This window comes from Acidovorax sp. ACV02, from assembly GCF_014851475.1.
Taxonomy (GTDB): domain Bacteria; phylum Pseudomonadota; class Gammaproteobacteria; order Burkholderiales; family Burkholderiaceae_C; genus Acidovorax; species Acidovorax delafieldii.
The window spans coordinates 436,559-458,231 of sequence record NZ_JACUZU010000001.1; the positions used below are offsets into that span (position 1 = coordinate 436,559).

Below are 21,673 nucleotides of genomic sequence, written 5' to 3' on the forward strand. Positions count from 1 at the left end.
CGAGCCTGTTGGCCGGGCTGCGGTATGGCACCGAAGGCAGCCCACATAACTCGGAGACCCTTGCCCATGACCTTGCCCCTGTACGACCCTGCCTGGCTGGAGCGCATGTACAACAATCGTGCCCTGGTCCCTGACCACATGGACTACTTCCAGCGTTGGGCTCAAGACTCTGCCCAGGTGCGAGCCACTGTCCCCTGTGCCCTGGATGTGGCCTATGGCACAGGTGCCGGGGAAACCCTGGACGTGTTTCCGTCCGCCCGTGCCGGGGGTGGGCCGGTGCCGGTGCTGGTGTTCATCCACGGCGGTTACTGGCGGTCACTCGACAAATCGGATCACTCGTTCATCGCGCCGCCTTTCACCCAGGCCGGGTTTTGTGTGGTGGTGGTGAACTACGCGCTGTGCCCGGGCACCCCGGACGCGCCGGTGACCATTCCCCACATCGCGCGGCAGATGGAAAAGGCGCTGGGCTGGGTGTGGCACCAGATCGCCGCCCATGGTGGCGACCCCCGGCGGATCACCGTAGCAGGGCATTCTGCTGGCGGGCAACTGGCGGCGCTGCTGCTGACCAGCGTGTGGCCGCTCATCGGAAAGGGTTTGCCAGATGGCCTGGTGCGCAATGCGCTGTCGATATCCGGGGTGCACGATCTGGAACCCGTCATGCACACACCCATGTACCAGTCGGTGTTGCACCTGACCGAGCAGCAGGTGCTGCAATGCAGCCCGGCGCGTTTGCTGGAGCCGCCCACTGGCACGTTGTATTGCGCTGTCGGGGCGGATGAAAGTCCCGAGTTCCTGCGCCAGAACCAGCTCATGCAGGATGCCTGGGGCAGCCATTTTGTACCCCGCAGCGTGGCCTTGCCGGGGTTGAACCACTTCAGCATCGTCGATGCCCTGGCCAAGCCCGGGCATGACCTGCACCACATGGCGCAGAACCTGCTGCGGGCCTGATGACCGGGCGACGATCCGCGCCCGGGTGCTGAATTACATCAGCAGGTGTTCGCCTGCGTTGTCGCCGCCCAGGATCACATAGTTCACCTTGCGCACGTCCATCAGCTTGGTGCCGCCCGCGTAGCTGATGGAGCTTTGCACGTCCTGCTCCATCTCGATGAGCGTTTCGGCTAGTTTGCCCTTGATGGGCTCCAGGATGCGCTTGCCTTCGACATGCTTGTATTCGCCCTTGTTGAAGTCACTGGCCGAGCCGTAGTACTCCTTGAACAGCGCGCCGTCCACTTCCACCGTCTTGCCGGGTGATTCCTCGTGGCCCGCAAACAGCGAGCCGATCATCACCATGCTGGCGCCAAAGCGGATGCTCTTGGCAATGTCACCGTGGCTGCGGATGCCCCCGTCGGCAATGATGGGCTTGGTGGCCACGCGGGCACACCACTTGAGGGCCGACAGCTGCCAGCCGCCCGTGCCAAAACCGGTCTTGAGCTTGGTGATGCACACCTTGCCCGGGCCCACGCCCACCTTGGTCGCGTCGGCGCCCCAGTTTTCCAGGTCGATGATGGCCTCGGGGGTCGCCACATTGCCTGCGATCACGAAGGACTTGGGCAGCTTTTCCTTGAGATAGCCAATCATGTTCTTCACGCTGTCGGCATGGCCGTGGGCGATGTCGATGGTGATGTATTCGGGCGTGATGCCCTGTGCCACCAGCTGGTCCACGGTGGCGTAGTCGGGTTGCTTCACGCCCAGCGAGATCGATGCATAGCAGCCCTTGGCATGCATATCCTTGACGAACTGGATGTTGTCCAGGTCAAAGCGGTGCATGACGTAGAAGTAACCGTTCTGCGCCATCCAGGTGCAGATGGTTTCGTCCACCACGGTCTTCATGTTGGCGGGCACCACCGGCAGGCGAAAGCGGCGACCGCCCAGCTCCACACTGGCGTCGCATTCCGAGCGGCTTTCCACGCGGCACTTGCGGGGCAGCAGCAGGATGTTGTCGTAGTCGAAGATTTCCATGAGATTCCAAGCTCCATAAAGGGACGCCGCCAAACGATTTCGACGGCGGTGGGCGCTTGGCTGTCAGACCGGCTTTGCGGGAGTGGACGTGACAGTCACTCCGAACCCTGCTGAGCGCAGGCACAAAAAACCGGGCGTCAAGAAACTTGGGCCCGGTGATTGATTCTACCCGCCTGCCAAAGGGCCGTCATAACGGCACCGGTATTACCTGCATACGGATTGGGCGGCCGCCACGATGCTGCCCGAGGCATCCTGTACCCAGCCAACCAGATGCAGCCTGTCGGCCTGTGCGCCATCGGGGATGCGCATGGAGCGGGTTTCCATCCATGCCCACGGCTTGCCCCTGCTGCGTGCGTGCCGCTGGGCCTGGGGCCAGGCACCCTCGAACTGATTGCGTACGATGTAACGGGGCACAACGGTGCCGTCAGTACCTGCGGGTATGGCCTCTACCAGCAACAGGTAAAAGGCGAGGGGCGTGGCAGCCGCAGTGCGCTGTGGCGCCGCAGGGGAGGGGGTGAAGGCGATGCCTGTGCCCACATAGTCATTGAACGCCACCCCATGGGCCACGCGCAACCGGCCACGCGCTGCTAAATCGACCGGGGTGACGTACACATCGGTGGAGATGGGGGGCTTGCGCCCCAGGGCTTGCAGGCGGGGCAGCGCGTCGGTGGAGGCTGCAGCCGACAGGGGGGCGTCGTCGCCCGCCTTGCCCGGCACGATCCAGTCCAGCACCACGGCACCTGCCTTGGCTGACGGTGCCGGGGTGGCCGCATCGCCCCAGCAGGACTCGCAGTCGGCGCTGATGAAGCGCTCGAACACGGCCACAGGCCTGGGGGTGCCGTCGCTGCTGCAACTGGCCTGGGCCATCGCCTGGGGGGCGTGCGCCAGGGCCAGCCACAGGCTGGCCAGGGTGAGGGCAATGTTTTTCATGGTGCGAGGCGGCGTGGGGCAGGGTGCTTTCTACAATGGCTGGATGTTCCCACAAGACCCGTTTTCGGGTGTGCCAGATGCCCTGGTGCCCCCACACTCCGGTGCGCCCTCGGCCGCATCCCCCCTTCTGGCCCACCTGAACGATGAACAACTGGCTGCGGTGACCTTGCCCGCAGGCCATGCGCTCATCCTGGCGGGGGCGGGGTCGGGCAAGACCCGGGTGCTGACCACCCGCATTGCCTGGCTGCTGCAAAACGGCTACGCCACGCCCGGCGGCATCCTGGCCGTCACCTTCACCAACAAGGCGGCCAAGGAGATGGTGGCCCGCCTGTCGGCCATGCTGCCGGTCAACGTGCGTGGCATGTGGATTGGCACCTTCCACGGCCTGTGCAACCGGCTGCTGCGCGCGCACCACAAGGCAGCGGGGCTGCCGCAGTCGTTCCAGATCCTGGATACGCAAGATCAGCTCTCGGCCATCAAGCGCCTGTGCAAGCAGCACAACGTGGACGAGGAGCGCTTTCCTCCCAAGCAGCTGTCGTACTTCATCGCCAGCTGCAAGGAAGAGGGCATGCGTCCCGGCGACGTGCCCACGCACGACAGCGACGCCCGCAAGAAGGTCGAGGTCTACCAGCTGTACGAAGAGCAATGCCAGCGCGAAGGCGTGGTGGACTTCGGCGAGTTGATGCTGCGGTCTTACGAGCTGCTGCGCGACAACGACCCGATCCGCGAGCACTACCAGCGCCGGTTCCAGCACATCCTGGTCGATGAGTTCCAGGACACCAACAAGCTGCAGTACGCCTGGCTCAAGCAACTGGCGGGCAACGACGTGGGCGGGCGCTACGAGGCACGTGGCAGCGTGATCGCTGTGGGCGACGATGACCAGAGCATCTACGCCTTCCGTGGCGCGCGCGTGGGCAACATGACCGACTTTGTGCGCGAATTCGATGTGCAGCGCCAGATCAAGCTGGAGCAGAACTACCGCAGCTACAGCAACATCCTCGACTCGGCCAACCACCTCATCAGCCACAACAGCCGCCGCCTGGGCAAGAACCTCCGCACCACGCAGGGCGCGGGCGAGCCCGTGCGTGTGTACGAGGCCAGCTCCGACCTGGCCGAGGCGCAGTGGATGGTCGATGAGATCAAGCAACTGGTGCGCAACGACGGCTTTGAGCGCAAGGAAATCGCTGTGCTCTATCGCAGCAATGCGCAAAGCCGGGTGATCGAATCGGCATTGTTCAATGCCAGCGTGCCCTACCGTGTGTACGGCGGCCTGCGGTTTTTTGAGCGTGCCGAAATCAAGCACGCGCTGGCCTATCTGCGCCTGTTGGAGAACCCGCACGACGACACCAGCTTCACGCGGGTCGTCAACTTTCCGCCGCGTGGCATTGGCGCGCGCAGCATCGAGGTGCTGCAGGACGCGGCCCGCGCCGCAGGCTGCTCGTTGCACGACGCGGTGAGCGCCGTGCCCGGCAAGGCGGGGGCCAACCTGGGCGCGTTTGTGGCCATGGTGGATGTGCTGCGCGAGCAGACCCAGGGCCTGAACCTGCGCGGCATCATCGAGCAGATGCTCGAATCCACGGGGCTGGTGGAGCACTTTCGCACCGAGAAGGAAGGCGCCGATCGCATCGAGAACCTGGAGGAACTGGTCAACGCCGCCGAGAGCTTTGTCACGCAAGAGGGCTTTGGCCGTGACGCGGTGGCGCTGCCGCTGGACGAGCACGGCACGCCGCTCGCCCAAAGCGTGGTCAGCCAAGGGCTGGACCCGAACGCGCCCGTACTCGACGAGCCTTTGAAACCCGCTGTGCCCGGCATCGTGGACGCCGACACCGGCGAAACCCTCTCGCCCCTGGCCGCCTTCCTGACCCACGCCGCGCTCGAAGCCGGTGACAACCAGGCCCAGGCTGGGCAGGACGCTGTGCAGCTCATGACGGTGCACGCCAGCAAGGGGCTGGAGTTTGACTGCGTGTTCATCGGCGGCATGGAGGAGGGCCTGTTCCCCCACGAGAACTCCGCCAGCGACCGCGACGGCCTGGAGGAGGAGCGCCGTCTGATGTACGTGGCCATCACCCGCGCCCGCAAGCGCCTGTACCTGAGCCACTCGCAAACGCGCATGCTGCACGGGCAGACGCGCTACAACATCAAGAGCCGGTTTTTTGACGAGCTGCCCGAAGCGGCCCTCAAGTGGATCACGCCCAAGCAGCAAGGGTTTGGCTCGTATACGCCCAGTTTTGCTACTAATTCAGGAGCTGGTGGCGCATATGGATCTAGCTCTAGAGGCCAATTTGGCTTCAAATCCGAGACGTTTGCCAGCCCCCCAGTGCCTGCGCAGAAGGCGGCGCCATCGCACGGCCTGCGCGCGGGCATTGCCGTGTTCCACACCAAGTTTGGTGAGGGCAAGGTGCTGGCCATTGAAGGCACCGGCGACGACGCACGTGCACAGGTCAACTTTCCGCGCCACGGCACCAAGTGGCTGGCGCTGTCGGTGGCCAAGCTGACGGTGGTGGAGTAGTGGGCCTTGGCTGGGCTTGCACCGCAGCCCATGATGAGGCACTGAAGGATTTACGCGGTGCGAGCATGGGGTTCCAGAGCGGGAAGACCTGTGGGGACTTCTCGTGGGCGCTTCAGTGACAGGGGTTATGCCGCGGACTCGGTCGGAGCTTCATCGGCAGCCACTGCTTCAGCAGCTGTCCCTGCGAAGTAATCTTCGAGTGAGACAAATTCTCGCCGCTCGCACAGCAAATGGCCAAGATAAGCGGCTGCTCCTACGCCGGCGGCCATCGCCGCCGCTGTTTGGGCCGAGGAGCGGCGCTCGTAGGATGCATGCCGTTCGTATTTTTTGCGGCCACCCGGCGCCAGCAGGACGTAGACCACGATGGCAATGAGACCACCTATTGCCAATAACGTGTACTTGGCGAAAAAGGAGCTTGCGGTCATCCAGAACGAATGGTTCGTCCGGGCCGTATGAACCAGAACAATGCCGGCAGCACCCACGACAAGAAGCCCTCCGATCAACTTCGCAGCGGTGTCCGGGATTCCAAATACCGCCAGAAGAATCGAAATGACGAAGGCGGCGATGTTCGCCTTTGCCGACCGGCTCGAAGCCCGCCTGGCCCAGGCGCAGACCGCCGCCACGCGCCTGACCCCCGCACTGCTGGCCAAGGCGTTTCGCGGTGAGCTGGTGCCGCAAGACCCGAACGACGAACCCGCCGCCGCGCTGCTGCGCCGCCTGCAGGCCCAGCGCGCTACGGGCGCACCTGCATCCAGAACCGGCGCAGGCCGGGGCCGGGGGCGCAAGGCCGCTGCCGCAGCCGATTTGTAGCGAAAATGGCCGCAAGCGCTAGTGGGGAAAGCGCTGGTAGCTACACATTTAATAGTGAATGGGCGTTGTCATCAGAATAGGGGGCATGTGGCGTAGGCAACTACCCTGGCCGATCTGGATGCGGCACGGCGCTGCACTGCGCAGGCGCGCCAAAGGCTGGGCGGGCGCTGCGCTGTAGCCTTCGCCCCGGTCGTGCAGGGGCGTGTAGATGCGTGTGGAGGCGTGCAGACAGTGGCGCCAGCAGCAAAACCAACGGGGCCCTCGGGCCCCGTTGGTTTTTGAAGCGGGCCGCACCGGGTGCAGCCCTGTTGGCCCCTGGCTCAGGCGGGTTTCAGGCTGAGTTCAGGCCTGGTTCAGGCTGGGCTGCTTGGCCGCTGCCGTCAGGTAGCCCACGGCCGCGCCGTTCTTGTTCTTGTAGTTGGCCTTGATCATCGGGTCCAGCGTGTCCTTGACCACGCTGTGGATGGCGCCCCAGTCACCGGCGTGCTGGAAGTTGCTCATGATGTACGTCCAGCCGTTGATCTCGTCCACGGCGTGCAGGCCGGTGGACTCGCCGCCCGAGGGGATCGACATCACGCGCGACAGCTGCTTGGTGTCCACGTTGTAGGCCCACAGGAAGTTGTTGACGTGCTGGCTGCTGTCTTCGCCGATGAACAGGGTGCGCATCTTTTCGGAGAACTTGAGGTTGTCCGGGTTGGCGATGTTGTTGGGGTTGGCGGTGTTGCCCAGGGCGTCGGCGGTGATGTCTTCACCGGCCAGCAGCACCTTGGTGTCCACGGGCATCCATTCGCTGTTGATGGTGCCGCCAGCGGTGTCCTTCTGGCCACCCTTGAGGTTCAGCGCCATCACGGCGCCGGCCACCAGTTGCTTGGGCACCGAGATGCCGTTGCCCGGCACGTTGGCGGCGTTGCCTGCCACCATGGACGACTGGATGTTCTGCAGCGCAGAGTAGGCAATCTTGTCCTTGGCGTTGACCGTGGTGCCTTCCATCTTGGTGAAGCCCAGGCTGGCGCCGAGGTAGGCGGCGTAGCGGTGGGTTTCCAGGAAGGCAGCGGCCTTTTCCATGCCAGGGTTCAGCTTGATCCACTCGGTCTTGCCGTTGGCCACGATCTTGGTGTAGCTGGCATCGGCCGGGTCGGTGGTCTTCACGGTCATGATGTCCGTGGGCTTGAGCGTGTTGGCCAGGTTCTCGATCTCGGCGCTGGTGGCCGAGCCCATCTTGATCCAGGTGAGGGGCGCTGCTGTGCCGACCTTGGGGTCGATGGAGAAGCCGCTGCCCACCTTGGCAACGTACAGCGTGCCGGACGACAGGTCTTTTTCCTTGTCGGCCACGAACACGAAGTAGCCGCTGTTGGTGGCGTCGTCGCCCATCAGCGCCGTGCGGTTGTCAGGCATCACCTGCACCAGCTCGTGCGAGATGCGGCCCATGCAGAAGTGCTTCTTGATGCTGGCGGTGCCATCGGGGTTCACCGTCACTTCGGGCATGTGGCCGTAGTGGTAGGGATTGGCCTTGGTTTCGTCGCCATACAAGTTCTTGCTGTAGGCCTTGAACATGGCGTTGCTGGCGATGCTTAACGCATCGGGTTCGTATTCTTCGCTCGACAGGTGGGTGCCCCAGGGCGACAGGCTCGCGCCGCAGGTGATCCAGAGGCCGTGCACCTTGGAGGTGTCCACGTTGTGGTACTTCACCAGGCTCAGCCTGCCGGTGGTCTGGTCCTGGTCCAGCGTCAGCACGGCGATGGGCGAGGGCAGCTTGCCGTACATGTCGGTCTTGCCGTCTTGTGCCCAGGTGGTGTATTCAAACTGCACCACGGCAAACACGGCCTTGCCCTTGAGGCCGGTCACGGTGGGGTTGGCCACGGTCAGCAGCGAGGTGCCGTCGGGCGAGTCCGAGAAGTACTGGCGTTCCTTGCCAGCCACCGTGGCGTCGATGATGGGCTTGTTGTTGATGTCGTAGTAGCCACCCGACAGGATGGTGCCGCCCTTGCCGTCGGACACCATGTCGCCCGTCACGAAGAACGGCTGGTAAGCCAGCTGGTACGAGCGCACCGAGTCGTCGCTGAGCTTGATGTTGAGCGTGGAGCCCACGGTGGTGGTGGCCATGGCAGCGGCATTTGCCAGGGTGGGGGCTGCCATCGACGTGAAGCTGGCCGACACATAGCCGGGCGCGGCGGAGTCGCCGCCACCGCAGGCGGTCAGCAGTGCGGCCGAGGCGCTGGCGCTGAGCGGCAGCATGGGAACGCCGGCCAGCAGTTGCAGGGCCTTGCGGCGGGTGGGCATCGTCGGTTGGGTCATTTTCGGGGTGTTTCCAAGTGGGTATGCGAACGGGCATGCCACGCCCTGATCCGACCGGGAGCCTTGTTGGAAAAGGCGTAGGAGGCGGGTGGCATGGAGTCCAGCCCGCGATCCTAGGAACGCCCCGTGACAGTGGTTTGACGTTTGTGTGACGGTTTGACGCGGTGCCTTGCGCAGCGCGTGACGCCCGCCCAAGGCGCGCCGCGCAGGCATGGCTGCGCGTGCGCTGCGGGACAGGCCCTAGTCCCGTGAACCGGGCGGGCCGTAGGAGTTGCCGGTTCCGTAGTTGTTGGCCGGTGCAGCCGCGCCCCCGCTGCCATCCTTGACGCCCTTGCGGCCCGACACCTGCCACGCGGTGCGCTGGTTGACCAGGCCGGCCAAGAACTCCATTTCTTCGTCCGTGTGGTTGATGGCACCGGCCGGAGTCAGCAGCCGGCCATTGCGGGGCGCGGGCTCGGCCCAGAACGACTGGTGGTAGCTGGACTGGCTCACCAGGCGTTCGCCGCCCGCCGTCAGCTCTACCGTGCCATAACAGTTGCAGAGGTAGCCGCGCTGGTCCTGGTCGGCAAATACCTCGGCATACACCCCTGTGCCGCGGATGCCCGCCGTGGCGGTGGGCAGCGCAATCTGCCGGTCGGGGCCGCGCCCCCACACCGTGGCCACCGCACCGCTGAGCAGGCGCAGCAGCTTGACGGCTGTGGGGGTGTCGCTCTCCATCGCCATGCGTGAGTTCTGCCGCACCATGAAGGCGCTGTCGCCCACCGAGAACACCAGGCTGGCGCCCGGCCCGGTTTCGATGCGGTCGTTGGCGGTGATGGTGTGCTGCGCCGTCAGGGGCTCGCCATTGCGCAGTACATCGCCGCGCACCTCCACGATGTTGCTGCGCGCCTGGGCATGGGCGGCCACCCAGCCACCGCCTGCCACCCACAGCGTGGCAGCCTGCACCACGCTGCGCCGTTGGAACCAGACCAGCTCGTCGTCAGAGCGGCCCTGCAGGTGGTGCGCCAGGGGGGCTGGGGGGTGGGTTGTCATGGGGCGCCTCTTCTTGCTGGGGGGTGTAGGGGGGCTCGAAGCAGTCGCGGAAGGTGAAGACCACCGAGGTGAAGAACATGGCCGCCATCATCATGGCAGCGCCTACCATGATGCCACCGGCCATCGATCCCGCAAGCCCCGCCACGGCCAGCAGGGCCGACACGATGCTGACCACCAGCCCGCCCAGCAAAAACACCCCCAGCCAGCCCAGCCCGTAGACCAGGAACGCGCCAAAGTTGCGCACGCAGGCCACGATGGAGAAGAACAGCGCCTTGACCGGCGGCACGCCATGCCAGTGCACGAGGCCCGGTGCATGCCAGAACAGCAGCGACAGGGGCAGGTACAGCAGCATAGACAGCCACATGGCGCGCTGGAAGTCCGGGTTCTCGGCAATCTCTCGGGTCATGGGCGCGCCACCCAGGTAAACCTGCGCAAACTGGCCGCCGTCCAGCAGGGCCGACAGGCCCATGATGCCGAGAAAAGCCACCGCATACAGCACACCCAGTGTGAGCATGTCGCGCAGCCGCTCGCGCCCGGTGCGAAAGGCCACCAGCAGCACCGTGGGCATCGGAAACCGCCCTTGCGATGCCTGCGCCGCCGCCACCATCATGGCCAGCGTGGCCGACGGCAGCAGTGCAAGGGCAATGGCCGGGCCCACCAGCGGAATCATCGTGGCCAGCGACATGGCCGCCATGGTCATGAAGAACAGCGCAGCCAGCGCCATGGGCTGCCGCCAGAACGCCCGAACGCCGAGCTTGACCCAGGCCATGCCGGTGCGTGCGGGAACAATGTGGAGTTTCATGAATACGTTGGAAAGGAGGAGAGGCTCGCACCGCCAGCTGTGCCCTGGCGCCAACAGGGGGCGTCGAGCGGCATCGGATGTCGGGTGGGCGAATAAGGCCGAATTTACCCCACCGCCCCAAACCGGTGGCTGGGCCAGGGGTTAGAGGCTGCTCGCCTGTGGTGGGATCAGCCCGCGTGCACGGGCAGTGCCAGGCGCCCGCGCAGCACGCGCTCGAAGTGCGTGGGGTCGTGGGGCTTGAGCATGGAGGCCTCGCGCGGCAGGTAGAAGTCCCACAGACGCGAGATCCAGAACCGCAAGGCCCCGGCGCGCAGCATGGCAGGCAGCAGTTCGCGCTCGGCCGCCGTCAGCGGGCGCACGGCCTGGTACGCGTCGAGCATGCGCGTGGCGCGTTCGGCGTCATGAGTGCCGGTGGGCAGGTCGATGCACCAGTCGTTCAGGCACACAGCCAGGTCAAACAGCCAGGTGTCCACCCCTGCAAAGTAGAAGTCGAAGAAGCCCGTCAGCTCTTCCCCTTCAAACATCACGTTGTCGCGGAACAGGTCGGCATGCACGGGCCCGCGCGGCAGGGCGGCATACGCGGAGCTGGCCGCCACATGGTTCTGGTAGGCCAACTCAGACCGCAGCAGTGCAGCCTGCGCAGCGTCAATGTGGGGCAGCACCACCGGCACCGTCTCGTTCCACCAGGTCAGCCCACGCAGGTTGGGCTGGTGGCGGTCAAAGTCGCGGCCCGCCAGGTGCATGCGGGCCAGCATGGTGCCCACGGCCGCGCAGTGCACGCCCTGCGGGGCCAGCTGGCTCTTGCCGCGCAGCTTGTTGACCACGGCGGCGGGTTTGCCACACACGGTGTGCAGTATGTCGCCGTTCTTGTCGGCACGCGGGTCGGGCACGGGCACGCCGCCGTGCGCCAGGTGCTTCATCAGGTACAGGTAGAAAGGCAGCTGCTCGGCCGTGAGGCGCTCGAACAGTGTCAGCACGAACTCGCCCTGGTCGCTGGTCAGAAAGTAGTTGGTGTTCTCGATGCCGCCCTCAATGCCGCGCAGCTCCACCAGCTCGCCCAGTTGCAAACGGCGCAGCAACTCGCGCGCCTCGGGATTGGAGACTTCGGTAAAAACGGCCATCGCTCAGGGGGTCGAAGAAAAGAGAAGGGGAAGGGGCGGGACAACGGGCGGGGCTTAACCGGTGGCAACGCAGTGCGTGCGCGCCACCCTGCCACCCATCAGAACTTGAACACGTTCCAGACGCGGGGCGCCGTGGTGGTCTCGGCGCCATTGTTGCCACCGGTGCGGCTGCGCGCACCGTCAGGCGACTGCACTTCGTAGGCGGGCAGGTTGCCGGTCTTGGGCTGCACCGAGATGTTCTGGGTTTGCCCGCCGACCCGCAGCTCGTCCACACGGCTGCCTGCGTCTTCGATCTGGATGCGCTCCGTGCGCTGGTTGGTGCGACCAGACAGGGGCTCGGGATCGGGCAGCGCATCGCGCTGGTTACCAGCGCCTGCGGTGGTGGCAGCAGGGGATGGGGACGGGGTTTGGGCCAGGGCATTGCCGCAGGCCATGCCCAGCAGCAGGAGAAGGTGAACAGCGCGCATCGGGTGATTGTAGAGCGCCGCCCGGCGGGCGCTGCCCGTGCACAATTGCCGGATGAGCAACAAAAAGACCCTGGTGCTGGTGGACGGCTCCAGCTACCTGTACCGCGCCTTCCACGCCATGCCCGACCTGCGGGCCGTGCCGGGCGACCCCACCAGCCCTGCCACAGGCGCCATTCGCGGCATGATCAACATGATGCAGGCCCTGCGCAAAGAGGTGACGGCCGACTACGCCGTGTGCGTTTTCGACGCCTCGGGTCCCACCTTCCGCGACGTGCTGTACACCGAATACAAGGCCACGCGCTCGCCCATGCCCGACGACCTGCGCAGCCAGATCGAGCCCATCCACGAGGTGGTGGACCTGCTGGGCTGGAAGGTGGTGGCCGTGCCCGGCGTGGAGGCCGACGACGTGATCGCCACCTTGGCCCACGTGGCGGCCGCACAGGGCATTGAGGTCATTGTGTCGAGTGGCGACAAGGATTTGAGCCAGCTGGTCAACGAGCACATTACGATCATCGACACCATGAGCGGCAAGCGCCGCGATGTGGCGGGCGTGACAGCAGAGTTTGGCGTGCCACCCACGCTGATGGTGGACTACCAGGCGCTGGTGGGCGACACCGTGGACAACGTGCCCGGCGTTGCCAAGGTAGGGCCCAAGACGGCCGCCAAGTGGCTGGAAGAATACGGCTCGCTCGACAACCTGATTGCCAACGCCGACGCCATCAAGGGCGTGGCAGGCAACAACCTGCGCGAGGCGATTGCCAGCGGCCAGCTGGCCTTGAGCCGCCAGCTGGTCACCATGAAAACCGACTGCGCGCTGGCCGACCACATCCCCGGTTTGCCCGCGTTTGACGACATCACGCTGGACGCGCCGGACAACGCTGGCCTGTTGCCGTTTTACGAAAAGTACGGCTTCAAGGGCCTGGCCAGCGCGATCAAGGGTGCGACGGCCCCAGCTGCAGTGGCCCCCACCGTGGCCATGCCCGGCCAGAGTGGTGATTTGTTTGCCGACCATTCCGCCAGCACCGTGGCCGAAGAGGCCCAGCAGCGCACTGTGGTGTACGACACCATCCTGAACTGGGCGGACTTTGACCAGTGGCTTGCGCGACTGCACAAGGCCCCGCTGGTGGCGCTGGACACCGAAACCGATTCGCTGGACGAAGTGCGCGCGCAGATCGTGGGCATCTCTTTCAGCGTACAGCCCGGCGAGGCCGCGTACATCCCCCTGCGCCATGTGGGCCCCGACGCCCCTGCGCAGCTGCCGATGGACGAGGTACTCGCCCGCCTCAAACCCTGGCTGGAGGACGCGAAGCACCACAAGCTGGGCCAGCACATCAAGTACGACCGCCATGTGTTTGCCAACCACGGCATCGAGGTGCAGGGCTACGCGCACGACACCATGCTGCAAAGCTACGTGCTCGAAGTGCACAAGCCCCACAACCTCACCAGCCTGGCCGAGCGCCACACCGGCCGCAAAGGCATCAGCTACGAAGACCTGTGCGGCAAGGGCGCGCACCAGATTCCCTTTGCCCAGGTGCCGGTGGACAAGGCGGCCGCCTACTCGTGCGAAGACTCCGACCAGACCCTGGACGTGCACAACGCCCTGTGGCCGCTTCTGGAGGCCAACGAGAAACTGCGCTTCATCTACAACCTGGAGATGCAAAGCAGCGAGGCCCTGTACCGCATCGAACGCAACGGTGTGCTCATCGACGCCCCCACCCTGGCCGCCCAAAGCCACGAGCTGGGCCAGCGCATCCTGCAGCTCGAAACCGAGGCGTACGAAATTGCAGGCCAGCCCTTCAACCTGAGCAGCCCCAAGCAGCTGGGCGAAATCTTCTTCGACAAGCTGGGCATGCCCGTGGTGAAGAAGACGGCGACAGGCGCCCGCAGCACCGACGAAGAAGTGCTGGAAAAACTGGCCGAGGACTACCCCCTGCCCGCCAAGCTGCTGGAACACCGCAGCCTCGTCAAGCTCAAAGGCACCTACACCGACAAGCTGGCGCAACTGGCCCTGCCACGCACGGGCCGCGTGCACACGCACTACGCGCAGGCGGTGGCTGTGACCGGGCGCTTGTCCAGCAACGACCCCAACCTGCAGAACATCCCCATCCGCACGCCGGAAGGCCGCCGCGTGCGCGAGGCCTTCGTAGCGCCCGCAGGCCGCGTGATTGCGAGTGCCGACTACTCCCAGATCGAGCTGCGCATCATGGCCCACCTCAGCGGCGACCACTCGCTGCTGCACGCCTTCCACGCCGGGCTGGACGTGCACCGCGCCACCGCTGCCGAAGTGTTTGGGGTGGAGGTGGACCAGGTCACCAGCGAGCAACGCCGCTACGCCAAGGTCATCAACTTCGGTCTCATCTACGGCATGAGCAGCTTTGGCCTGGCTAGGAACTTAGGCATCGAGACCAGGGCCGCAGCCGCCTACATCGACCGCTACTTCCAGCGCTACCCCGGCGTGAAGCAGTACATGGACGAGACCAAGGCCGCCGCCAAATCCATGGGCTATGTGGAAACCGTGTTTGGCCGCCGCCTGTACCTGCCCGAGATCAACTCCCCCAACGGCCCCCGCCGCGCCGGGGCCGAACGCGCCGCCATCAACGCACCCATGCAGGGCACGGCGGCAGACCTCATCAAGCTGGCCATGGTGGCGGTGCAGAAAGAGCTGGACGCCCACAAGCCAGATATCAAGATGATCATGCAGGTACACGACGAACTGGTGTTTGAGCTGCCGGAGGGCGAGGTGGACTGGCTCAAGACCCACATCCCGCGCCTGATGGCGGACGTGGCGGCGCTGAAGGTGCCATTGCTGGCGGAGGTGGGGGTGGGGGCTAATTGGGATAAGGCGCATTGAGGATCGGCGTTCAGGATTGAGTAAACCGTCTTGCACGACTTCTATTCGTTACCCCACGCTTTAAAGCCGTGGACTTGCTGTGGAGGTGTGGATTGGATTCAGTTCAGTTGAAGGCCCTAGCTGTTGAGATCGCTGGTGCTTTAGGGCTACCTCCTTGGTGGGCTTATCTGCTTATGTTGAGTCTCGTTGGAGGAGCGGCTTTTCTGGGTTCCTACCTGAGCGAGAAAGGTAAAGGTCTGGCGACAAAAGAAGATGTTGAGAAGCTCACTAATAAAGTAGAGGGCATTAAGCGACAGCACCTAGAGATCCTTGAGGATTTAAAGGCTGGGCATCAACTCCGAATGGTTGCTGCTGAAAGACGTTTGCAGGCGCATCAGGACGCATTTGCTTTGATGCGTGAGCAATTCAATGCGATGCACACAAAAGAAGCTGGGGTGGTCGCAGGAAGGTGTCTTCAATGGTGGGAGCGCAACTGCGTGTATCTTGGGCCGAAGAGCGCTCAGGCTTTCTATGACGCCCTCTGGGCTGCGGCACGGCATGAAAGTTTCTTGTCCTCTAGAGCCCCTGCCGAAGCGGTCTCGGAAAACTGGAAAAAGATCACATCAGCGCCTGACGTCATACTGGCTGAAGTTGCTCTTCCTCCGTTGAACATGTCTTCAGAAGAGCGCGAAAAGGTGACTGAGCATGGTCGCCATGACGTACGTAACAGCTAAACAGGCAGCCTGCACAAATGAATCACTGTGCGTGTTCTCAGAGTCAATTCTTAAGGAAGTTTTTGTGGGGATTCGTGTATGCCCAGCCGTAAATTGTCGCCATCGCTAAACTGGCTTGGCAATCGCTAGCGACCTCGCTTGCTCTCATTCATCAGCCTGGAAACCGCATGTCCGACACCCTCTACACCCCCCCCGCCATCTGGCAATGGAACAAGGAAAACGGCGGTCAGTTCGCCAGCATCAACCGGCCCATTGCCGGTGCTACGCATGACGAGGAACTGCCCGTAGGTCGACACCCGCTGCAGCTGTATTCGCTGGGCACGCCCAATGGCGTGAAGGTGACCGTGATGCTGGAAGAGCTGCTGGCGCTGGGCCACAACGGGGCGGAGTACGACGCATGGCTGATCCGCATCAACGAGGGTGAGCAGTTTGGCAGCGGCTTCGTGTCTGTGAACCCCAACTCCAAGATCCCGGCCCTGCTGGACCGCACCGACCCGGCCAACCCGGTGCGGGTGTTCGAGTCCGGCGCCATCCTGATGTATCTGGCCGAGAAGTTCGGCAGCGCCTTCTTGCCCAAAGACGGCGCTGCGCGCGCCGAGTGCCTGTCATGGCTGTTCTGGCAGATGGGCAGTGCGCCGTTTGTGGGCGGCGGGTTTGGGCATTTTTATGCCTATGCGCCAGTGAAGATCGAGTATGCGATTGACCGCTATGCGATGGAGGCCAAGCGGCAGCTGGATGTGCTGAACCAGCGCCTGGCGGTGACTGAGTACGTGGCGGGCGATGAGTACACGGTGGCCGACATTGCGATTTGGCCCTGGTATGGCTTGCTGGTGAAAGGGCAGGCCTACAACGCAGGCGAGTTTTTGCAGGTGCAAGAATACACGCATGTGGTGCGCTGGGCCGAACAGGTGGCCAAGCGCCCGGCGGTGCAGCGCGGACGCAAGGTGAACCGCGTGCAGGGCGACCCGGCCAGCCAGTTGCGCGAGCGGCATGACGCCAGCGACTTTGACACCAAGACGCAGGACAAGATCGAGGCGGCGGCGGCAGCTTCTTCCCCCGCACGCTGAGTGTTTTTGCAAGGCGTCACCATGATTACTTTGTATGACTGCGCCACGGCGCCCAGCCCGCGCCGTGCGCGCATCCTGCTGGCAGAAAAGGGTGTGGCCCACGACACCGTGCAGGTGGACCTGCGCAATGGCGAGCAACTGGGCGAGGCCTACCGCCAGATCAACCCGCAGTGCACGGTGCCCGCGCTGCGCACTGAAGAGGGTCTGCTGCTGACCGACAACGCGGCGATCACGGCGTATGTGGAGGCGCGCTACCCGCAGCCTGCACTGCTGGGCGAGACGCCTGCAGAAAAGGCCGAGATTGCGAGCTGGAACTGGCGCATGGAGTTCGAGGGCCTGCAGGCCATTGCCGAGGCGCTGCGCAACAGCGCGCCCGCCATGGCCAACCGGGCATTGCCCGGCGCGGTGGACTACCCGCAAATCCCGGCCCTGGCTGAGCGTGGACTGGTGCGTGTGGGGCAGTTCTTTCAGCTGCTCAACGAGCGCCTCGCGGACCGCGAATTCATTGCCACTGACCGCTTCAGCGTGGCCGACATCACGGCGGTGGTGGCGGTGGACTTTGCGCGTGTGGTCAAGCACAAGCCGGGCGAGCAGCACCCGCATCTGCTGCGCTGGCGCGCGGCCATGGCGCAGCGACCGTCGATGTCGCTTTAGCTGCAAGCGCGTGCGAGGCGCGCGGTTTGAGTGCGCGATTTCGCAATGGGTACATGCAAGGATTGCGCTTGCGGCCCATTCCTTGCATCGTCAGCATATGCGCCTTCGCCACATAGAAGTCTTCAACGCGGTCATGCTCACCGGCAGCGTGAGCGCGGCGGCCCGCCTCATCAACGTCACGCAGCCTGCGGTCAGCCGCATCCTGGCGCATGCTGAATTGCAGCTGGGCTTTCCGTTGTTCCACCGGCTCAAGGGCAAGCTGGTACCCACCACCGAGGCACAGACCCTGTACCCGCACATCGAGCGCCTGTTCACCCAGCTCGATGATGTGCAGCGCCTGGCCAACAGCCTCAAGAGCGACCGGCGTGAGGGTGAGTTGCATATCCTCAGCGTGCTGGCGCTGAGCTACGAGGTGCTGCCGCGTGCGTTGCGTTTTTTCAGGAAAAAGCACCCGGATGTGCAGGTGACCATCGACGCGCTGCACTCGCCCCAGATCGTCTCGGCCTTGGTGCTGCAGGAGGCGGATGTGGGCTTTGTGTTCAGCGCCATCGCCCACCCCGCGCTCACGCAGGAGCATCTGGCCGATGGGCGCATGGTGTGTGTGGCGCCCAAGGGCATGTTGGGTGCTGAGCTGGTGATGGCCGGGGTGGTGCATCTGGCCGACCTGGCAGACACGCCCGTGGTGCGGCTGGATGTGCGCGACCCCATCGGCACAGTGGTCAACCACGCGTGCCGCGAGGCGGGTGTGGGCCTGCAGACAGCGTTCACGGTGCAGACCTACCATGCGGCGCTGGCACTGGCACACCATGGTCACGCGGTGGCGCTGGTGGATGCCTGCACGGCGGCATCGGCCGACCGCAGCAAGGTGGATGTGCTGGCGCTCGCGCCGCATATTGCCGTGCCCATCAAGTCCCTGCGCACCGTGAACCGGCCCAGTTCACTGCTGGCCAGTGCCATGACGCAATGCATGCGCCAGGCGGTGGCAGAGACGCTGGAAGCGGTGGGCCTGCAGCCTGAGGTGGAATGAACGCTCCCCCCGCCGAGGCGGGCGGCACCTTAGGTTGCTATAGAGCGCTGGAGCGCGGTTGTGAGTGCGATGGGATCAGGCGGGTGCCAGCAACTCGGCCACCTGTGCCGCCGTGCCAAACGCCAGCGTGAACCCCAGAGACCCATGGCCTGTGTTCAGCAGCAGGTTGTCGGGCGCGCCCGCCCAACGGCCCACCACCGGCAGTCCAGTCGGTGTGGCGGGGCGCATGCCGGTCCAGGCATGCGGGTCCCCGCCTTGATGGCAGTGGGGGAAGACGGCGCGTGTGGCGTCGCGCAGGCTCTGGATGCGCGCGGCAGGTATGCGGGCATCGTGCCCTACCAGTTCGGCCATGCCCGCCACCCGCAGGCGCTGGCCGATGCGCGCAAACACCACCTTGCGTGCAGCGTCGGTCACATTCACGCGAGGCACTGCCGATGGTGCAGCGCTGGTATCGAGTGTGATGCTGTAGCCCTTGAGGGGGTACACGGGCAGGCGAAAGCCTAGCGTCTGCGCCACCTGGTGGCTGCGGCTGCCCAGGGCCAGCACAAACTGCTGCGCCTCGATGGCGCCTGCACTGGTCTGCACCGCAGCAATGCGGGAGCCCTGGCGCACAAAGCCCTGAACTGTGGCACCCAGTGCAAAGCGCACGCCCCGTGCGGCCAGCACGGCCTGCAAGCCTTGGCAGACCTGAAGGCAGTCGGCCGCGCATTCGGTGGGGGTGTAGATGGCTCCGGCAATGCGCGGCTGGTAGTGCTGCAGCGCGGGCTCGATCTCTGCGCAGCGCTGGGAGGACACGGCCTGTTGCTCGCAGCCCCACTGGCGCTGCAGGTCCATCTGGCGTTGCGCAGCGGCCAGGCCGGTGGGGGTGTCGTACAGCACCAGCTTGCCGGTGCGGGAGAAGTCGCAGTCCAGAGCTTCTGCCCGCAGCATGGCCTCGAAGTGGTGGCGGCTCAGGGCGGCCAGCGCCAGCAGCTGCGCGGTGCTGCGTTCGGAGGTGGGTCGGTTGCAGGCGCGCAGAAACTCCAGCCCCCAGCGCCACTGGTGGGTGTCCCACTGCAGGCGCAGCTTGAGCGGCGAGCTGGGCGACAGCAGCAGCCGGGGCAGCTGCCGCCAGATGCTGGCGTCTGCCAGGGGCTGCACATAGCTATAGCTCAGCTGCGCGCCATTGCCACCGCTGGCGCCCGTGCCGGGCTGCGCCTGGTCGATGACGGTGACCTGCAGGCCGCGCTGTTGAAGTTCATACGCCGTGGCCAGGCCGACGATGCCTGCGCCCAATACACATACCTGCATCGGAGAGAGTGAAACGGTTGGAGGAGATGCCAACGAATGTAGGCGGCAGTGCACCTGCTGAACAATGCCAAAGCAGTGCCTTGCCATGCCAGGAAGTTATGCACTGGTCAGCACCTGGTGTTTTCAGGATGGGCCGGCGGGAGAGGGGTGGGGGCACCGCGATGCAAGGGCCGCAAAGAAGGCAGGACGATCCACGATGGTGCGCGGAGGTGCACCGAAACAGAGCCATAACTTTTCATCATGGTGGACCCGTGCAAATGAATTGTTCAAGACGGCCGCAAATTTTTACAGTGCCCCTGCATCTTGCTTTCTCGTCTGTTCGACTGTCTGTTCACCTGATTTTTTGCAAAGGGATTCCCATGAAGCTCTCCGCTGTCACCGCTGCTGTCCTCGTGGTCGCCGGTGTGCTGGCCAGTACCGTGGCCAGTGCCGACACCCTCAAGAAGATTGCCGACTCCGGCAAGATCACGCTGGCCTACCGCGAATCGTCGGTGCCCTTCAGTTATCTGGCGGGCCCGGGCAACCCGGTGGGCATGTCGGTGGACATCTCCAACGCTGTGGTCGACGCGGTGAAGAAACGGTTGAACAACCCTGCCATCAAGGTGGAGCTGCAGGCCGTGACTTCGCAAAACCGCATTCCGCTGCTGACCAACGGCACCGTGGACCTGGAGTGCGGATCGACCACCAACAACACGGCGCGCGGCAAGGATGTGCAATTTGCCATCAACTATTTCTACACCGGCACCCGGCTGCTGACCAAGAAGGCCTCGGGCGTCAAGAACTACGCCGACCTCGCCAAGAAAAAAGTGGCCAGCACCTCGGGCACCACCAACGCGCAGGTGATCCGCAAGTACAACCGCGACAACAACCTGGACATGGACATCGTGCTGGGCAAGGACCACGAGGACTCGCTTCTGCTGGTGGACACCGGCCGTGCAGAGGCCTTCGCCATGGACGACATCCTGCTGTTTGGATTGATGGGCAACACGCGCAACCCCGCCGACTGGGTGGTGGTGGGCGACTCTCTGCAGGTCGAACCCTATGCCTGCATGCTGCGCAAGGACGACCCGCAGTTCCAGACGCTGGTCAACGGCGTGATCGGCGGGATGATGAAGTCGGGCGAGTTCGACAAGCTCTACACCAAGTGGTTCATGTCGCCGGTGCCCCCGCGCGGCCAGAACCTCAACCTGCCCATGAGCAAGGAGCTGCGCGACAACTTGGTGGCCCAGAGCGACAAGCCTGCGCTGTGATGGGTGTGAGCATGTTGCCGTCCACCCCGCACCCTCCGGCCCCGCAGGTGGTGGGCATTCTGGGCGGCATGGGGCCTGCTGCGGGTGCCGACTTCGTGCGCCTGTTTGTGCAGGCCTGCACCGACCGCATGGCGGCGCTGGGCATCCCTGTGCACGACCAGGCTTACCCTGAGCATTGGCTGGCGCAGGTGCCCATTCCCGACCGCACTGCCGCCCTGCACGACACGCGGCCCGGCGCACACCAGCCTGCGGACCCGATGCTGCAGGCCACGGGCCGCCTGGCGGCCCTGGGCGCGCGCGTGGTGGCCATTGCGTGCAACACGGCGCATGCCTGGCATGGCCTGCTGCAGCAGCGCTTTCCGCAGTTGATGGTGCTGCATGGTGTGCGAGAGGTCGCTGCAGACCTGGCGCTGCACAAGGTGCATGGCGTGGGCCTGCTGGCCACGCAGGGTGCCTACGAGGCGGGCTTGTACCAGCGCGAGCTGGAGCACCGCGACATCGACTGCTTTGTGCCCGAACCCCGTGAGCGCGATCAGCTGATGCAGGGCATCTACGACGGCGTGAAGGCCGGCAACTACGCGCTGGCCCGCCAGCGGTTCGAGTCCGTGTCGCTGGTGCTGCAGCAGCGCTATGGGGTCTCCACGCTCATCATGGGCTGCACAGAAATTCCACTCGCACTGTCAGAGCACCCCCGGCTGGAGGGGCTGACGCTGGTCAACCCGTCCATGGTGCTGGCGGCTGCCTTGGCGCGGCATGCGTACGGAAACACGGGCATGGAAGCCCCGCCCCCCACTGGGTCTTCAGCTTCGCGGGCTGCGGTATAGCGCTGTAGAGCCCTGGTGCCGCTGCGCCCCGGTACGCCAGCCAGCGCACAGGCCATTGCCCAGGTGGCATCA

General features: G+C 64.8%; 19 protein-coding genes. 10 read left to right on the plus strand and 9 right to left on the minus strand.

Features of this window, described 5'->3' with window-relative positions:
- Nucleotides 1-66: 66 nt before the first annotated feature.
- Complete coding sequence (locus tag IB236_RS02060) at nucleotides 67-948, plus strand: alpha/beta hydrolase (RefSeq protein WP_192418549.1); 882 nt, start codon at nucleotides 67-69, stop codon at nucleotides 946-948.
- A 33-nt stretch (nucleotides 949-981) separates the two neighbouring features.
- Here IB236_RS02060 and IB236_RS02065 read toward each other — a convergent pair whose 3' ends face one another.
- Complete coding sequence (locus IB236_RS02065) at nucleotides 982-1,959, minus strand: GMP reductase (RefSeq protein ID WP_121943499.1); 978 nt, start codon at nucleotides 1,957-1,959, stop codon at nucleotides 982-984.
- A 204-nt stretch (nucleotides 1,960-2,163) separates the two neighbouring features.
- Nucleotides 2,164-2,889 (minus strand): hypothetical protein, encoded by a 726-nt coding sequence (locus tag IB236_RS02070; protein ID WP_192418551.1) that lies wholly within the window; start codon nucleotides 2,887-2,889, stop codon nucleotides 2,164-2,166.
- Between the two features lie 43 nt (nucleotides 2,890-2,932).
- Between IB236_RS02070 and IB236_RS02075 the strand changes: the two genes are divergently transcribed.
- Nucleotides 2,933-5,398, plus strand: a complete 2,466-nt coding sequence (locus IB236_RS02075; protein WP_192418553.1) for a UvrD-helicase domain-containing protein — start codon at nucleotides 2,933-2,935, stop codon at nucleotides 5,396-5,398.
- Nucleotides 5,399-5,523: 125 nt separating this feature from the next.
- On the opposite strand, the gene IB236_RS02080 is transcribed toward IB236_RS02075, so the two are convergent.
- The gene (locus IB236_RS02080) at nucleotides 5,524-5,823 is read right to left on the minus strand and encodes a hypothetical protein (protein ID WP_192418554.1); all 300 of its coding nucleotides are present in this window, start codon (nucleotides 5,821-5,823) and stop codon (nucleotides 5,524-5,526) included.
- Between the two features lie 124 nt (nucleotides 5,824-5,947).
- Between IB236_RS02080 and IB236_RS02085 the strand changes: the two genes are divergently transcribed.
- Entirely contained in the window at nucleotides 5,948-6,208 is a 261-nt protein-coding gene (locus tag IB236_RS02085) for a restriction endonuclease subunit S (RefSeq protein WP_192418556.1), read from the plus strand.
- Nucleotides 6,209-6,550: 342 nt separating this feature from the next.
- On the opposite strand, the gene IB236_RS02090 is transcribed toward IB236_RS02085, so the two are convergent.
- The 5 genes from IB236_RS02090 to IB236_RS02110 form a co-directional block, all read right to left on the minus strand.
- Entirely contained in the window at nucleotides 6,551-8,503 is a 1,953-nt protein-coding gene (locus IB236_RS02090; protein ID WP_192418558.1) for a PhoX family phosphatase, read from the minus strand.
- 240 nt (nucleotides 8,504-8,743) lie between these two features.
- Nucleotides 8,744-9,535: a FecR domain-containing protein gene (locus IB236_RS02095; protein WP_192418560.1), complete on the minus strand. Its 792-nt coding sequence runs from the start codon at nucleotides 9,533-9,535 to the stop codon at nucleotides 8,744-8,746.
- Nucleotides 9,483-10,337: a BPSS1780 family membrane protein gene (locus tag IB236_RS02100; protein ID WP_121943488.1), complete on the minus strand. Its 855-nt coding sequence runs from the start codon at nucleotides 10,335-10,337 to the stop codon at nucleotides 9,483-9,485. The genes IB236_RS02095 and IB236_RS02100 overlap by 53 nt, the downstream gene beginning before the upstream one ends.
- A gap of 167 nt (nucleotides 10,338-10,504) precedes the next feature.
- Nucleotides 10,505-11,458, minus strand: a complete 954-nt coding sequence (locus tag IB236_RS02105) for a homoserine kinase (protein ID WP_192418562.1) — start codon at nucleotides 11,456-11,458, stop codon at nucleotides 10,505-10,507.
- A 98-nt stretch (nucleotides 11,459-11,556) separates the two neighbouring features.
- The gene (locus IB236_RS02110; protein WP_192418564.1) at nucleotides 11,557-11,925 is read right to left on the minus strand and encodes a hypothetical protein; all 369 of its coding nucleotides are present in this window, start codon (nucleotides 11,923-11,925) and stop codon (nucleotides 11,557-11,559) included.
- Nucleotides 11,926-11,977: 52 nt separating this feature from the next.
- Between IB236_RS02110 and polA the strand changes: the two genes are divergently transcribed.
- From polA to IB236_RS02135, 5 genes are all read left to right on the plus strand, one after another.
- Nucleotides 11,978-14,776 carry a DNA polymerase I gene (gene polA / locus IB236_RS02115; RefSeq protein WP_192418566.1) on the plus strand — a complete coding sequence of 933 codons (2,799 nt, stop codon included), beginning with the start codon at nucleotides 11,978-11,980 and terminating at the stop codon, nucleotides 14,774-14,776.
- Nucleotides 14,777-14,868: 92 nt separating this feature from the next.
- Complete coding sequence (locus IB236_RS02120; RefSeq protein WP_192418568.1) at nucleotides 14,869-15,489, plus strand: hypothetical protein; 621 nt, start codon at nucleotides 14,869-14,871, stop codon at nucleotides 15,487-15,489.
- Nucleotides 15,490-15,656: 167 nt separating this feature from the next.
- The gene (yghU, locus tag IB236_RS02125; protein WP_192418569.1) at nucleotides 15,657-16,556 is read left to right on the plus strand and encodes a glutathione-dependent disulfide-bond oxidoreductase; all 900 of its coding nucleotides are present in this window, start codon (nucleotides 15,657-15,659) and stop codon (nucleotides 16,554-16,556) included.
- Nucleotides 16,557-16,577: 21 nt separating this feature from the next.
- Nucleotides 16,578-17,210, plus strand: coding sequence for a glutathione S-transferase family protein (locus IB236_RS02130; protein ID WP_192418571.1), 633 nt, complete (start codon nucleotides 16,578-16,580; stop codon nucleotides 17,208-17,210).
- Between the two features lie 97 nt (nucleotides 17,211-17,307).
- The gene (locus IB236_RS02135; protein ID WP_192418573.1) at nucleotides 17,308-18,237 is read left to right on the plus strand and encodes a LysR family transcriptional regulator; all 930 of its coding nucleotides are present in this window, start codon (nucleotides 17,308-17,310) and stop codon (nucleotides 18,235-18,237) included.
- 75 nt (nucleotides 18,238-18,312) lie between these two features.
- Here IB236_RS02135 and IB236_RS02140 read toward each other — a convergent pair whose 3' ends face one another.
- Nucleotides 18,313-19,527, minus strand: a complete 1,215-nt coding sequence (locus IB236_RS02140; RefSeq protein WP_192418575.1) for a D-amino acid dehydrogenase — start codon at nucleotides 19,525-19,527, stop codon at nucleotides 18,313-18,315.
- Between the two features lie 359 nt (nucleotides 19,528-19,886).
- Here IB236_RS02140 and IB236_RS02145 point away from each other — a divergent pair, with 359 nt between their 5' ends.
- Entirely contained in the window at nucleotides 19,887-20,777 is an 891-nt protein-coding gene (locus tag IB236_RS02145; protein WP_056061154.1) for an amino acid ABC transporter substrate-binding protein, read from the plus strand.
- A gap of 11 nt (nucleotides 20,778-20,788) precedes the next feature.
- Nucleotides 20,789-21,601 carry an aspartate/glutamate racemase family protein gene (locus IB236_RS02150; RefSeq protein WP_192418577.1) on the plus strand — a complete coding sequence of 271 codons (813 nt, stop codon included), beginning with the start codon at nucleotides 20,789-20,791 and terminating at the stop codon, nucleotides 21,599-21,601.
- Nucleotides 21,602-21,673: the final 72 nt, after the last annotated feature.